The sequence below is a fragment of the Streptomyces sp. TM32 genome, from assembly GCF_004122755.1.
Lineage (GTDB): Bacteria > Actinomycetota > Actinomycetes > Streptomycetales > Streptomycetaceae > Streptomyces > Streptomyces sioyaensis.
Genome location: NZ_SDIG01000079.1, coordinates 1 through 13,458, shown reverse-complemented (window position 1 = coordinate 13,458; position 13,458 = coordinate 1). Strand labels below are relative to the sequence as shown.

Sequence of the window (13,458 nt, the reverse complement as noted above, 5' to 3'; positions counted from 1 at the left end):
GATCCATCGGGACCGCGATCCTTGATCAAGAGGAGAGTCAGTGGCTGAGTCCAAGAGCACGCAGATCACCGCGGAGATGTACGACTACGTCCTCGCCCACAATCCGCCGCTGAACGACGCACAGCGGGACATCGTCGAGCTCACCCACCGCGTGTTCCCCGAGGCGGCGGTGATGCAGTCGGCCCAGGAGCAGGGTCCGCTGCTGGCGTTCCTGGTCCGGCTGATCGGAGCCCGGCGGATCGTCGAAGTGGGCACCTTCACCGGCTTTTCGGCCCTGTCCATGGCCCAGGCACTGCCCGCGGACGGCACCCTGCTCGCCTGCGACGTGTCGGAGGAGTGGACGGCCTACGCCCGGGAGGCCTGGGAGCGGGCCGGGGTCGCGGACCGCATCCAGCTGCGGATCGCGCCCGCGCTGGAGACCCTGCGGGCGCTGCCGGACGAGCCGCGGATCGATCTCGCCTACCTCGACGCGGACAAGAGCGGCTACGTCTCCTACTGGGAGGAACTGGTGCCCCGCATGCGGCCGGGCGGTCTGATCGTCGCGGACAACGTCCTCTACCACGGCGAGGTCGTCGACCCGGCGGCCACCGGTTCGGCCCTGGCCATCCGGGCGTTCAACGACCACGTCGCGGCGGACCAGCGGATGGAAGCGGTGCTGCTCACCGTGGCGGACGGGCTGACGCTGGCGCGCAAGCGCTGAGCGGTCCCGGGCCCGGCCCTGCCCCGGCCGCCGCAGGCCGGGGCACTGAGCAGCTCACCTGTGCGCTCATGAGACGTACGCCGCGATCGCCTTCCTGGCGCGGCGGCGGACCCCGATCGGCAACTGCGGGGCCGACTGCTCGATCTCTTCCCACTCGGACGACGTGGCGTCGACGTCTGTCGCGCCCACCCGGCCCCGGTTCGCCAACCGCAGTTCCACGTGCCGGCGGAGGGTCGCGTAGCGCACCGCGGCTGCTCGGTGGCGCGCGGCGAGTTCGGGATAGTTCCAGACCAGTTGCCCGGTACTGAGCGCGGCCGTCAGCAGACTGGCGGCGCCGGCCACCACGCGCACCGCGGTGAGGCCGGAGGCCGAGAGGGAGGCGAAGAGCGTGGTACCGACGACCGCGGACAGCATGGCCGTGGTGATCCCGGTGACGCGGTTCCAGTAATTGAAGCGCTCCGAGGCGATGTTGTGCGCCACATGGAGCAGCTGTAAGCCCCGGGTCCAACGCTCCAGAATCTCGACATGGTCCGAAGCGCCGCCCTCTGTCACCACTGCCCCCCGACACTCGACAGCCGCGCCCAGTGCGCACCCACCATCTCGCCCGACGGTGAAGTGACCGTCAAGAGCGCACCGTAGGTCGCCGTCTCGTCGCGGGGGGCACGTCGGCGTCTCGACCGGCCCTAGCCGCAGCCGCCGCCCCCACAGCAGCCGCCGCCCGCACCGCGCGGCGCGGGGGCGGGTGCCGGGGCGGCGGCGGAACCGCCGACGGCGACCGTGGAGAGGAGCTTCACGGTGTCCTCGTGGCCGCGGGGGCAGACCGCCGGGGCGGAGGACTCGGCCATCGGCCGGTTCAGCTCGAAGGTGGTGTCACAGGGGCGGCACCGGTATTCGTAACGAGGCATGAGCACAGATTAGCCGGGGCGCGCTCAGCGCACGACGGTGCCGGGCGGCGCGTCCAGCAGGCCCAGCGGACGTCGTGCCCGAGCCGCGCCAGGCCGATGGCGACATTGCTCTCCGCGCCGGCGATGGAGACCTGGAGCGTGCCGCCGAGCTTCAGCGGGCCGCCGCCGCGCAGGGCGACCATGGTCTCGCCGAAGGTGAAGACCTCCGGGCGGCCCGGTTGCCCGGGAAGCCGCGGCCGGACGGCGCCGGCCCCGGGCGTCGGCTGCCCCGTCATCGTGCGCACGCCGCCTGGAACTCCGCCGCGCGCTTGCGCAGCTCGCCCAGATCGCCCCCGTCCGCCGCGTCCCCGATCAGCGGCGAACCGACGCCCACCGCCACCGCCCCCGCGTCGAAATACTCCTGCGCGGTGGTCAGATCCACCCCGCCGACCGGCACGAATGCCGGCTCGGGGAAGGGCCCGCGGAGCGCCGCCAGATACGACGGCCCGCCCACCGACGCCGGGAACAGCTTCAGGGCGGAGACGCCCAGCGCCTCGGCCGCGATCACCTCGGACGGCGTCAGCACCCCGGCGAGCGTCGGCAGCCCCTGGCGTACGGACTCCTCCAGACCGGCCCCGAGACCGGGCGTGACGATGAGGTTCGCCCCGGCTTCGGCGGCCCGCCGGGCGTCGGCTGCCGTCTGCACGGTGCCGGCGCCGAGCCAGGCCGCGTCGCCGAGCTCGGCGCGCGCCCGCCGGATGACGGTGAGGGCGTCCTGCCCGCTGAGCGAGATCTCGACCAGCAAAAGGCCTGCCTCCGCAAGCGCCATGACCGTGCGGAAGGACGCTTCCGCATCCTTGCCCCGGATGATGGCCACCAGCCGCTCGGTCCGGAGCGCCGTGCTGAGGTCCATAGCGTTTCCTGCTTTCTCCCGCACCCCGCCGCGTGTGCCGCGCGACCGGGTCGCGCAGGCGCGCGGGTGACACCTTCAATTATTTCCGCTCGGGCCGGGCGGCGGGGCAAAGTCACCACCGCCGGTCACCACCGCCCGTCGCCATCCGGCCAGCCGTCGTTGTCCGGCCGGCCGTCACCCTTCGACTCGCCGTCGCCACCCCGTCCGCCCGTCACCATTCGGCGAACGCGCCGTCCTCGTGACGCCACACCGGATTCCGCCACGCGTGCCCCCGCGCATCCGCCGCCCGTACGGCGGCCTCGTCCACGTCCACCCCGAGGCCGGGGCGGTCGGTCCGCAGCAGCGACCCGCCGTGGAAGCGGAACGGCTCCGGATCCGTGACGTAGTCCAGCAGCTCGGCGCCTTGGTGGTAGTGGATCCCGAGGGACTGCTCCTGGATGAGGAAGTTCGGGGTGGTGAAGGCGACTTGGAGGCTGGCGGCCAGGGCGACCGGACCCAGCGGGCAGTGCGGGGCGAGCTGCGCCCCGTAGACCTCGCGAGCGCGGCGATCCGGCGCAGCTCGGAGATGCCGCCCGCATGCGAGACATCGGGCTGGACGATCGCGACGCCGGCCTGAAGCGGAGCCAGGAACTCCCGTCGGGTGAAGAGGCGTTCACCGAGTGCCAGCGGGATGCCGGAGGCATTGACGAGGTCGGGGAGGGCATGCAGATGGTCGCAGAGCACGGGCTCCTCCACGAACATCGGCGCGTAGTCGGCCAGCAGCGGGAGCAGCCGGCGGGCGTTGGCGGGCGAGACCCGCCCGTGGAAATCGAGGCCGAAGTCCCGTTCGTCGCCGAGGACTTCACGCGCGGTCTCGGCGCGCAGCAGGCATGCCCGTATTTCGGCGCGGGTCGCCACCGGCGTCATCCGGCCGCAGCCGTTCATCTTGACGGCGGTGAAACCGGCCTCGATCTGTGCGGTGACCGCGTCGCGCAGGGCATGCGGCTCGTCGCCGCCGACCCAGGCGTAGGCGCGGATCTTCTCGCGGACCGGGCCGCCCAGCAGCTGATGGACGGGGACCCCGTGCCGCTTCCCCTTGATGTCCCACAGCGCCTGGTCCAGGCCGGCGACGGCGGACGAGAGGACCGGCCCGCCCCGGTAGAAGCCGCCCTTGGTCATGACCTGCCAGTGGTCCTCGATACGTGCCGGATCCTGGCCCAGGAGGTGTTCGGACAGCACCTCCACGGCCGCCCGGACCGGCTCGGCCCGCCCCTCGACCACCGGCTCGCCCCAGCCGACGACGCCCTCATCGGTCTCCACCCGTACGAACATCCAGCGCGGCGGGGCGAGGAAGGTCTCGATGCGGCTGATCTTCATGCGGACCGGCCCGTCCTTTCGGCGTGCGGCGCCTGGCGTGCGGTGTGCGGCCTTCCGCGCGGGGCCCGTGCCGCGGACGGCGTCGGGTTCGTGCGGCGTCGGCCGCTCGTGCGCGGTGCCTCGCGGTGTCCTGCCCACCGGGGTCCTCGCCGTAACGGCCGCCGCCCGGCGATTCCCCGGCGCGCTACGGATGCTCCCGTGCGGACAGATCGAGCAGTTCGAGCATCGCCATGTAGGCGCCGTCGATGTCCCTGTTCCGTACGGCCTCGACGACCGCGGCATGGACCGCGTGCGGCGGCGCGAGCGCCCCGGCCGCGGCGAGCACCTCCCGGTCGCGCTGGACGAGGACCGGCACGATCACCCGGTGCATCTGCGCATAGAAGCGGTTGTTGGACGCGATCAGCATGGCCGTGTGGAAGGACGCGTCGGCGCGCACGAGCATCACCGGGTCGCCCGCGCTCGCGGCCATCGCGCTCAGCGCGGCGTCCAGGGCCGCCAGATCGTCATCGGTACGGCGCTCCGCGGCGAGTGCGGCCGCCGCGGGCTCGATGGAACGGCGCAGTTCGAGCACATCGGCGAAGAAATCGGAGGAGACCCCGGCCGCGAGCTTCCAGCGCAGCACGTCCGCGTCGAGAAGATTCCAGTCCTCCCTGGGCCGCACGAACGTGCCGCGCTTCGTATCGGTGCCGAGGATCCCTTTGGTGGTCAGCACCTTGACCGCCTCGCGCAGGACGGTCTGGCTCACCTCCAGCTCCGCCATCACCTCCGGCATGACCAGGCTGTCGCCCTCCCCGTAGGTGCCCTTGAGGATCCGCGTGGCGAGCGCTTCGACCGCCACGTTGTGCACCCCGTGCCCGGTGACCGACGTGGCGTGCCCGTGACGGCTCATCGTGCTGCCGCCCCGCCCCGGCTCAGGACTTCTTGCGGCCGGTGCCGGATCCCCTGCCGGAGCCCGCGCCGGTGTCCTGGCCGCTGCCGAGCGCGCCCGAGCCGGAGGACGTCACGCGGCGCCGTCTGCTCCCGCTCGTGCCGGCGCCGAACGAACCACGCCCCGCATGGGAGGCGCCCTGCATCCTGACCCGCGCCGCCTGCCGCGCGGCCGTCATACCGGAGACGGGTACCAGCTGTCCGCGGTCGAACCGTTCCGCTTCCTCCGGGTGCCGGGCCCGCCAATACGGATTGTCGTGCGCGAGGCCGCCGCTCACCCGTCCGTACATCCCGAAGATCAGCAGCATCAGCCCCACCACGAAGCTGAAGAGGACGTTCTGGAGCCGGAAGGCGAGGAAGTTCGCATCGGTCTCCAGCAGCGCCAGGTTCACGAACCCGCTCAGCAGGAACAGCCCGCCGAACACGATGTTGAGGGTCGAGGCGAAGTTCCCGCCGATCACCATGCCGAGGAAGAGGATCGCGCCGACGACGATGGAGAGCACGCTCAGGGCGCCGTCGGTGTTCAGCCCGGCCACGGTGGCACCGCCGGTGTCGAAGTAGCCGATGTGGTGAGTGAGTCCGAGGATGCCGAAGGCGATCAGCACCAGGCCCATCAGCCCCGCGCCGACACGGTAGACCTGGCTGAGCCGATGGTCGACGGGCAGATGCTCATCGAGGCGGGTGTGCCGTGCCTTCACCCGGTGGAGCGGATTCGCGGGCCCGTGGAGGGGCCGGCCGGTAACCCCAGTAGCCATGTCCGGCCTCCTTCGCGCAGAGGTGCCGTCTGAGCCGTGCCTCTCCAGGATCCGCCCACGCCGCAGATCACGCCATCGCCGGGACGGCGCGGATTGGGCACTTTCCGGAGGAAAGCCGTCGGAGGCCGCCCTCAGCGCCACCGGAGCCCGGGCCGGTGCGAGCCGGGCCGGGCCCAGGGGCGGGTCGCGCCCCGGCCCCGCCCCGCGACGCCGCGGGCCCGAGCCACCTCAGCCGCCGCCGGCGCCCGCCCCGCCCCTGGCGCCCCTGATCTCCTGCACCACCCGGGCCGCCGTCTGCCGGACGGCGTCGGTCTCGGTCAGGAAGTGCCACCAGTCGGGATGCCGCCCCTCCAGGCCCGCGATCGCGCGCTCCAGCCGCGCCACCGCGTCGTCCAGGGGGCCTGCGTGCCGCGGGTCGGGGGTGCTGCGTCCGGTCATCGCCAGCCGCTGGGCGTCGCGGACCGCGAAGCGCGTCCGGTCGATCTCCTTCTGCCGGTCGAACGACACCGCATCGAGCCGCTGCAGCCGGTCACCGGCCGCCGACACCGCCTCGTCGACGGTGTCCAGCAGCGCCCGTACGGTCGCCAGCAGACTCGTGGCATCCGCCCAGCGCTGCTCCTCACGCGCCTGCTGCGCCTCGCGCAGCTTCGTCTCGGCCTGCCGGACGGACTGCGCGGCCTGCTCCGGCACCTGCTGCAGGTCCTGCCAGCACGCCGCGCTGTACCGCCGCCGCAGCTCGCTGAGGACCGGGTCGACCTTGCCCGCACGCGTGGTGATCGCCTGCGCCCGGGTCCGCAACGACACCAGCCGCTTGTCGATCTCCGCGGCCCTGCCCGGCAGCCGCTCGGCCTCGGTCCGTACGGCCTCCGCCTTGCGCAGCACCTCGTCGGCCCGCCGGATCGTCTCCTGGACGCCGTGCTGCCCGGCGCCCTGATTGAGCTTGGTCAGCTCCGGCCCGAGCGCCGCCAGCCGGCCCGCAAGATCGTCCGCCCGCAGTCCCTGGGCACGCACCGCATCCAGCCCGTTGCTCGCCGCGAGCAGCGCCTGCCGGGCCCGCTCCACGGCCGGGGCCAGCCGCGCCAGCTGCGTCTCGGCGGACTGCAGCAGCGGCCCGAGCCCCTGCGCGAACCGGTCGAGCTCACCCTTGACGCGGTTCAGCTCCTCCTTGGCCCGCGTCAGATCGGCCCGCGCCCGCGCGATGGCGGCGCCGTCCAGATCGTCGCGGTCCAGATCGTGTGAGTCGACCGCGGTGATGTAGCCCTGGCTCACCTCGTCGATCCGCCGGCCGAAGCCCGCGTAATCCTCCGCGGCCTTCCGCGCGCCCGGCGAACTGTCCACGGCGGTGATCGTCTCTATCGAAATCCGCAGATCCCGCTGCGCGGTGTCCAGCTCGTAGAACGCCTCCGCGGCGGCATCCTTCGCGGCCTGCGCATCGGCCCGCTGGCCCTCCCCGCGCCCGAACCAGCGGCGGGTCCCCCCGCCCGCGAACGCCATCGGCGCCACCGCGGCCAGCAACGGCAACGGCAAGAGCGCGAGCGCCACCACATCCCGGACCGGCCCCCCACGGGCGCGACGGCGTCCTCGCTGCTCATGCGGCTGCGCTTCTGTCGCCGTCACTTCCCTCTCCCGCTCGCATCGCCCCAGGCCGAATGTCATTGTCCCACTCACCGGAACGAACACCCCGACCGGTAAGTTCACCCTCCGCACACCGGTGTGCAGCCCAGCCCCGAAGGCAAGGTAGTCTGTCGGCTCGGCCAGGGCGCATAGCTCAGCGGTAGAGCGCTGCTCTTACAAAGCAGATGTCACAGGTTCGAATCCTGTTGTGCCCACCATTTCCACCAGCGTGAAGACCCATGAAAGCCCAGGTCAGGGGGAGACCCCGCCTGGGCTTTCGCCGTGCGCTCCCGTTCTGCGCACGATCTCTCACGTTCTCTGTACGGTCTGCGCTCGGGGCGCCGACTCCCACATCTCTCCCGGGAGCACGGGTTCCTCCTGGTGTCTCGAAGACGTTTCCCTGGGTGGTTGGTGTTTACGGTCGGCATGCCTGGGGTCGGTGTGCCGGCTGCCGCCGCGGTGTGCGGTGCGGCCGGCCGGCCCCATCCCGCGGCGTCTCACGGGGGGCGTCAGCATCACGGGAGCCTCAAGGGCGGAGGCGTCCAGGCTCTCCATGGATGTGGACACCGGGACGGCGGGCGAGGACCCAGGCGACACTGTCCGCCACCGGACCGGTGTCATCCGGCGCGTGCGTCCCGCAGAGCGTTACCAGCCGCGGCGGGCCCGACGCAGAGTCGATAGGTACGTCGCGCAGATTGAGCGTGCTGCCACAGTCGCACCGGGGGAAGCGGGTCATTGGTCACCTCTCATCATTTCCACGGCCGGCACGAATGCCAGTGCGGCCAGGCATACTTCAGAATCACTCCGGTCACGGTTGCCTCCCCACCAGCAGGGTGCGGCCGCGGCGGTCCGACTCGCCGAACGTGGTCTGCGTCCAGCCGCCCAACTGCGCGATGCGTGCCTGCTGAGCAAGTCGATAGCTTTCGTCGGCTGCGAGGCGGCCCCAGTTGTGCACCAGGCACAGGACCTCCCGCCGGGCTGCCTCCTCCCGCATCCCGATGAGCAGCGCCTCCAGCTGCGGGCGATGCGTGGTCAGCGCGTCCTCGCCGAGGTCGATCCAGCGGCCGGCCAGTACCCAGCCCATGCGGTCCGCATATCCGTCGCAGCCGATCATGCGCATCTCCAGCTGGCGGTACGAGCGGCTCGCGCACCGGTCGTAGACGAACGCTACGGGGGCCATGCCGCCGCTCACCGGCGTGCCCCCGCGGCACACTGGGACAGCAGCCACTGGCAGTCAGTAGCGAGTGCGCGGACCTGCACCTGCGCGGAAATCAGCCCGTCGCCGAGGCCCACGGACGTCTGATGCCGGATCCCGTCCAGGCGCGCGCGACGGCGGGCGTATCCCGGTGTGGCGGGGTGCCGGCGCTCGGACTCGTCCACGGTCGCCCACAGGCCGGCGATGAGGAGAAGTAAGGCCTGCTCCAGCTCCACCAGCTCGCTGTACGGCAGCGGCGGACCGGACACCAGTGCGCGATCCACGGTCTCCTGGATCTCGTCACGGCTCGGTGCGCCAGCGGTCGCTGTCATCGCGGCCTCTGGTTCCTGTGCTGTGGACAGGCCACGATGCCCCACACATGCACGCCGCCCTCAACCTGAGTGGTCACCGACCGGGCAGGGGCGAGGGGCTTGTGCGCGCCTCCGCACCAGTAACACACCTCGGCGTTCAGCCGGACGATACTCACGTCTGGATCTGCGGGTGGCGCCGTCGTTGCGGTCACGGTCATCTCCTTGTGCCAGTGGGCTCACGAAGATGGTCGACCGCGGGGTACCCCTTAAGTACCCCTGCGAGGGGTACCGTTCAGGCGCCCGCCCCCGCGTGGCACCACTCGGCGAAGTTGCTGAGCGATTCGGCGTCCGCGCGCTTCAGACGGCGCAGCGTGGCTGCGTCCTCCCTCACCCACCGGTGCTCCCGCGCGTGCTGTGGCGCGATCCGGCGGGCGACCTTCAGCGACTCGAACGCGGCATCCGGGCGGCCGGACCAGAGCTGTGCCCTCCCCAGCTCGATGTAGAAGCCGGACCGCCGCTCGGCCGGTAAGCCCCGCGGCGGCGCCCACTCACGTGCCAGTTTCAGCGCCCTACCCAGGTGGTCTTCCCCAAGGCTGACCGCTACAGACACCTCGTGGATGCGGACGCTGCCCGGGCCGAAGGCCGTGCCGTTGTACACGCCCTCGGGCACCTGGTCGCCGAGAACGCGCGCGGCGTCGAGGTGCGTCACGGCCGCGTCACCGTCGCCAGCCCTGCCAGCGATCACAGCAGCACGCATGTGCAGGGCGCCACGGGCTGCTACCGCCTCGGCCGCTGAGGACGTGTGTGCCTGGTCCGCAGCGAGTTCGAGCGCGCGTAACCCAGCGGAATATGCCCTGGCGGCGAAGAACGTCTCGGTTCGGACGTACGCCGTTGTTGCGTCCACGACCGGGTCGTCCGTCTGTCGCGCGGTCCACCGCATCAGGTCGATGAGGCGCGCGGACAGGTCTTGGGCGCCGTACTTGTAGGCGACGGCGTCCGCGGCCCGGCAGACGTCCACCAGCAATCGGGCGACGGCGGGGCGGTCGCCCGGTGCTGCTCCGTGCAGTGCCCGGCACAGCTCGGCCAGCAGGTCCGGCGCAATACGAGCCACCCGTACGTACTGCGCCCCGAGCCGCCACGCGACGACAGGTGCGACTGCTTCGGCGAGGGCCGGCAGCGGCCGGAACGGTCCGCCTTCCGGGACGTCGTAGGTAGCGAGGACCGAGGAGAGTCCCGGCATGCACTGGTGCACGCGATCGTCCGGGCGCTCCTTGTCGGGCAGCAGCCGAGCCGGGTCGATGTCGAGCGCGTCGGCGATGGCGTCCAGAACAGCATCGGACACGCCGCGCTCACCACGCTCGATCTTCCTGATGGTGCCCAGGGCGGTACCGGCGGAGCGCGCCAGGTCGGCTTGGGTGAGGCCGGAGATGCGCCGTTCGTAGGCGATACGGGGGCCTACCCCGCGATACACAGTGCTGGGCATACCGGTCTCCGTTCGGTGCAGCCACTCCGAACGGTACCTGTGCCGTCACGGTCCGAGAACAGAAACGGCTCCGCCCCCATCGCGTGGGTGAGGCCGTGCAGTTCGCTCACTCGGGCCGCACCACATCGACCAGCTCGGCGAGGCTCCCCACCTGCCATTCCGCAGCCTGTGCGTCCTCGCTGTCCGCCCACAGATGCCCGAGCGGCCCGCGACACAAGTGGGCCGCCCGAAGGCCGGCGGCGCGCGCCGGAATGACGTCGTTCTGCGGGTGGTCGCCGACGTACAGCACCTCCTCAGCCGGGACGCCGGCCAGCTCGACAGTGCGTGTGAAGAACTCGGGCGCAGGCTTCGCCACCCCCCACTCCCCTGACGTGGCCAGCGCATCCACCGGCAGATCGAGAGCGCGCAGCAACTCGCCGGCGCGCGCTGTTTGGTTGCCCGCCACCACCACACGGATGCCGCACGCCCGGAGCGCGGCGAGCGACGGCCGAACGTCCGGGTACAGATCGGACTCGTTCAGGAGTTCGCCCCGGCCGGCCCGCTCCATCGCAGCCCGTTCCGCCGTCACATCGATGCCCGGCCGAACGAGCCGCAGCGCGTCCGTGTTGTCCCGGCCCTGCGCAACGACCGCCCCGACCAGGGCCGACAGCGTGTGCCGGTTGACGCCGAGCCAGTCGGCCCACGAGCCCCATCCGCGGTCATCGCTGATGAGGGTCTCGCCAACATCGAATGCCACTGCACGGATCATGCGAGAAGCCTACGCTTGGACGATTTCCTGAACCCGATTCAGCTTCTCCTCCGCTGGGAGAGTGCGGAGCCCCTGGGAGACCCGTGAGCAGCAGCAAACCGGCGTGGTCCGAGCGTGAGCTTCCGGTGTTCTTCAGGCGATGGCGCACCGACTGGAAGGACGAGGACCTCTCACCGGACAGCTACCTCGACTTCGAGGGCGGCCTGCGTTTCGTACTGGCCGCTGCCTGGCTGTTCTGCCCCGAGACGGTCGAGTACCGCGGTTGCGTGTTCCTCAAGGAGCGCTTCAGCCAGGGCACTGTCGACGACTGGTTCACGAACCTGGGCGACGATCGGCGACGTATCGAAGCCGTGGCCAACCATGTCGAGTTGTGGGACATGTTCGGCAATACCCCCCTGACGGATGACGATCAGCTCGGGGAGGAACTGCCCCAACTCACGCTGGCCCTGGGGGAGTGTTGGCAGGGGATCCTGTCCGCGCGCTACCCCGACCGGGAGGTCACCGTCGAGGTGAGCGACGAGGAGGACGGCTCCTATGGGCCGACTGTGACCTTCTGGACATCTCCCGCCCTCTCGACCCTCGGATAGTGCTACAGGTCGCTTCCCCCCCCGCCCACTGCGCAGTCTCAGCACGTGAGCTCGCACCTGGGCGGCGCCGACCTGGGGCTCTCCGGGCTACCGAGGTGACGACAGGACCTGGACCACCGCATTCAGTGGCTCCGGTGACGAGGAGAGTTCGCCGAGGTACGGATAGGCGAGTTCGGTGACGAGGAAGAGGTTGGCGGCGACGAGGGCGCTCACCGCCCCGACCATCCCGTAGTGCATCCGGGTCTGCTCGGAGCCGAAGATGATGGAGAACCCGAGGACCAGGCCACTGTTCAGGAAGATCACCATCCACAAGGACACGGGTGGGCCGGTGTTGGTGCGTGCCTGGAGCAGCCGGACCGTTCGCGCGTCCGTCAATTCCCTCAGGGACGCGAGTGAGCTGGTGAGGGAAGCCCGTTGGGAATCGTTGCGCGGCTTGATGTTCTCGTACGTGCGGTGCAGGCGGTTCAGCGCGTTCTCGGCCTCGGGTGTGGTGCGGCCGACCGCGGTGCGGGGCCACTCGGCGGCTGCCGCGCGGCCGTACTCCAATAGGCTCTGCCGGATCCGTGCGTTCTCGGCCTTGCTGAACGCATTGCGGCCCCTGGCCAGCTGTACTGCCGCGGCGCCCTCGGTCCGCGTCGTCTGGTCTGCCGAGTTCACCTGGCCCCAGAGTACGAGGACCATGAACCCGATGAGGAACCCGTAGACAAGGCCGACAACGGGGAAGAGGTACTGCGCGACCGCGTTGTGCTTGCCCTGCCTGAGGCGAGGGAAACGGTGCCGGACCAGCATCTGGACGACCGCTGTCCCGCCGGCAATGACGACGACGAGCCCCGCCAGCAGCCATCCGGGCGGGAAGTGCATCACGATCCAACGGGCCACTGCTCCACGCTCCTGACGTACCCCACACCCGCCACCATCGACGCGGTGGCCAACGAATGCACCGGCCTGCGGACACGCCCTTGGTGTGGTGGAGATGGGCCATTCCGTCCGGGTCGGGGTGTTTGTCCGGCCGGGGTGGTGCTCCCGGGGAGCCGGGGCCGTTCTCCCCGTCGGGAGGGCGCGGACGCCTTGGGTAGAGTGCGCCGCGCATACCACGTTTAGGGGAGCGAGCGATGCCAGAGCCACTGAGTGCCGAAGACCCGGTGGCGGTCGGTCCGTACCGATTGCGGGCCCGGCTCGGGGCCGGCGGTATGGGGCAGGTGTATCTGGGCGAGTCCGGCTCGGGGCGGCGGGTCGCCGTGAAGCTCGTACGGGCCGAGATCGCCAAGGACCCGGGCTTCCGCAGGCGGTTCCGGCGGGAGGTCGAGCTGGCGATGAAGGCGGGCGGCTTCTGGACGGCTCCCGTGGTGGACGCCGACCCGGACGCGGCGACGCCGTGGGTGGCCAGTCAGTACGTTCCGGGGCCCTCGCTGGCGGAGCAGGTGGCGGCGCACGGGCCGCTGGACGAGGCGGCGTTGCGGCAGCTGGCCGCGGGACTGGCCGAAGCGCTGCAGGCGTTCCACGGCATGGGGCTGGTGCACCGCGATCTGAAGCCGTCGAATGTGCTGCTCCTGGACGACGGGCCGCGGGTCATCGACTTCGGGATCTCCAAGGCTCTGGAGGACGACAGCGGTACGGCGCTGACGGTGACCGGGACGGTGCTGGGCACCCCCGCCTTCATGTCCCCCGAGCAGGCCGTGGGGCGGGAGGTGGGGGAGCCGTCGGACATCTTCTCGCTCGGTTCGGTGCTGACGTTCGCCGCCACGGGGCGGGGGCCGTTCGGGGACGGCTCGACGCATGCGCTGCTCTTCCGCGTGGTGCACGAGCCGCCGGTGCTGAGCGGACTGCCGCCGGGCGTACGGCCGTTGATCGCGGCATGTCTGTCCAAGGAGCCGGCGGACCGCCCCCGGGCCGCGGACCTTGCGGGCATGGCGCTGGGGTCGGTGCCGGTGTCGGTGCCGGTGGATGCTCCGGGGTGGAGGGGAGGCCGGGGGCCGGTGGAAGGC

Annotated in this window: 14 protein-coding genes, 1 tRNA gene and 2 pseudogenes; 4 read left to right on the top strand and 13 right to left on the bottom strand. The window is 71.3% G+C overall.

Annotated elements, in window-relative coordinates; translation table 11 throughout:
- Positions 1–40: 40 nt before the first annotated feature.
- The gene (locus EST92_RS18415) at positions 41–700 is read left to right on the top strand and encodes a class I SAM-dependent methyltransferase (RefSeq protein WP_129281989.1); all 660 of its coding nucleotides are present in this window, start codon (positions 41–43) and stop codon (positions 698–700) included.
- A gap of 66 nt (positions 701–766) precedes the next feature.
- On the opposite strand, the gene EST92_RS18410 is transcribed toward EST92_RS18415, so the two are convergent.
- From EST92_RS18410 to EST92_RS18375, 8 genes and pseudogenes are all read right to left on the bottom strand, one after another.
- Positions 767–1,252 (bottom strand): SLATT domain-containing protein, encoded by a 486-nt coding sequence (locus EST92_RS18410; protein WP_275540887.1) that lies wholly within the window; start codon positions 1,250–1,252, stop codon positions 767–769.
- 131 nt (positions 1,253–1,383) lie between these two features.
- Positions 1,384–1,605, bottom strand: a complete 222-nt coding sequence (locus tag EST92_RS18405) for a zinc ribbon domain-containing protein (RefSeq protein WP_129281987.1) — start codon at positions 1,603–1,605, stop codon at positions 1,384–1,386.
- A gap of 62 nt (positions 1,606–1,667) precedes the next feature.
- Positions 1,668–1,880 (bottom strand): annotated as a pseudogene (locus tag EST92_RS32260) (sugar kinase); the annotation flags it as partial.
- Positions 1,877–2,497 carry a bifunctional 4-hydroxy-2-oxoglutarate aldolase/2-dehydro-3-deoxy-phosphogluconate aldolase gene (locus EST92_RS18395; protein WP_129281986.1) on the bottom strand — a complete coding sequence of 207 codons (621 nt, stop codon included), beginning with the start codon at positions 2,495–2,497 and terminating at the stop codon, positions 1,877–1,879. The pseudogene EST92_RS32260 and the gene EST92_RS18395, both read right to left, overlap by 4 nt.
- 211 nt (positions 2,498–2,708) lie before the next feature.
- A pseudogene (gene dgoD, locus EST92_RS18390) lies at positions 2,709–3,853 on the bottom strand (galactonate dehydratase).
- A gap of 184 nt (positions 3,854–4,037) precedes the next feature.
- The gene (locus tag EST92_RS18385) at positions 4,038–4,742 is read right to left on the bottom strand and encodes an FCD domain-containing protein (protein WP_129281985.1); all 705 of its coding nucleotides are present in this window, start codon (positions 4,740–4,742) and stop codon (positions 4,038–4,040) included.
- Between the two features lie 22 nt (positions 4,743–4,764).
- A complete protein-coding gene (locus EST92_RS18380) occupies positions 4,765–5,535 on the bottom strand; it encodes a DUF4383 domain-containing protein (protein ID WP_129281984.1) in 771 nt (256 codons plus the stop codon).
- Positions 5,536–5,763: 228 nt separating this feature from the next.
- Positions 5,764–7,152 carry a hypothetical protein gene (locus EST92_RS18375; protein ID WP_129281983.1) on the bottom strand — a complete coding sequence of 463 codons (1,389 nt, stop codon included), beginning with the start codon at positions 7,150–7,152 and terminating at the stop codon, positions 5,764–5,766.
- A 140-nt stretch (positions 7,153–7,292) separates the two neighbouring features.
- Here EST92_RS18375 and EST92_RS18370 point away from each other — a divergent pair.
- Positions 7,293–7,367, top strand: a tRNA-Val gene (locus EST92_RS18370).
- Between the two features lie 590 nt (positions 7,368–7,957).
- Here the strand turns inward: EST92_RS18370 and EST92_RS18365 are convergent.
- The 4 genes from EST92_RS18365 to EST92_RS18350 all read right to left on the bottom strand — a co-directional run bounded on the left by EST92_RS18365 (position 7,958) and on the right by EST92_RS18350 (position 10,886).
- Positions 7,958–8,329: a recombinase family protein gene (locus tag EST92_RS18365; protein ID WP_254068899.1), complete on the bottom strand. Its 372-nt coding sequence runs from the start codon at positions 8,327–8,329 to the stop codon at positions 7,958–7,960.
- Between the two features lie 8 nt (positions 8,330–8,337).
- Positions 8,338–8,676 (bottom strand): DUF6415 family natural product biosynthesis protein, encoded by a 339-nt coding sequence (locus tag EST92_RS18360; RefSeq protein WP_129281981.1) that lies wholly within the window; start codon positions 8,674–8,676, stop codon positions 8,338–8,340.
- A gap of 271 nt (positions 8,677–8,947) precedes the next feature.
- Positions 8,948–10,138: a helix-turn-helix transcriptional regulator gene (locus tag EST92_RS18355; protein WP_129281980.1), complete on the bottom strand. Its 1,191-nt coding sequence runs from the start codon at positions 10,136–10,138 to the stop codon at positions 8,948–8,950.
- Between the two features lie 106 nt (positions 10,139–10,244).
- On the bottom strand, positions 10,245–10,886 hold the full coding sequence (locus EST92_RS18350) for an HAD family hydrolase (RefSeq protein WP_129281979.1): 642 nt from the start codon (positions 10,884–10,886) through the stop codon (positions 10,245–10,247).
- A gap of 83 nt (positions 10,887–10,969) precedes the next feature.
- Between EST92_RS18350 and EST92_RS18345 the strand changes: the two genes are divergently transcribed.
- A complete protein-coding gene (locus EST92_RS18345; protein ID WP_129281978.1) occupies positions 10,970–11,473 on the top strand; it encodes a hypothetical protein in 504 nt (167 codons plus the stop codon).
- A gap of 87 nt (positions 11,474–11,560) precedes the next feature.
- Here EST92_RS18345 and EST92_RS18340 read toward each other — a convergent pair whose 3' ends face one another.
- On the bottom strand, positions 11,561–12,352 hold the full coding sequence (locus EST92_RS18340; protein ID WP_254068898.1) for a DUF4239 domain-containing protein: 792 nt from the start codon (positions 12,350–12,352) through the stop codon (positions 11,561–11,563).
- A gap of 233 nt (positions 12,353–12,585) precedes the next feature.
- Here EST92_RS18340 and EST92_RS18335 point away from each other — a divergent pair.
- Positions 12,586–13,458: serine/threonine-protein kinase (locus tag EST92_RS18335; protein WP_135789052.1), on the top strand; the 873-nt coding region annotated here is incomplete at its 3' end.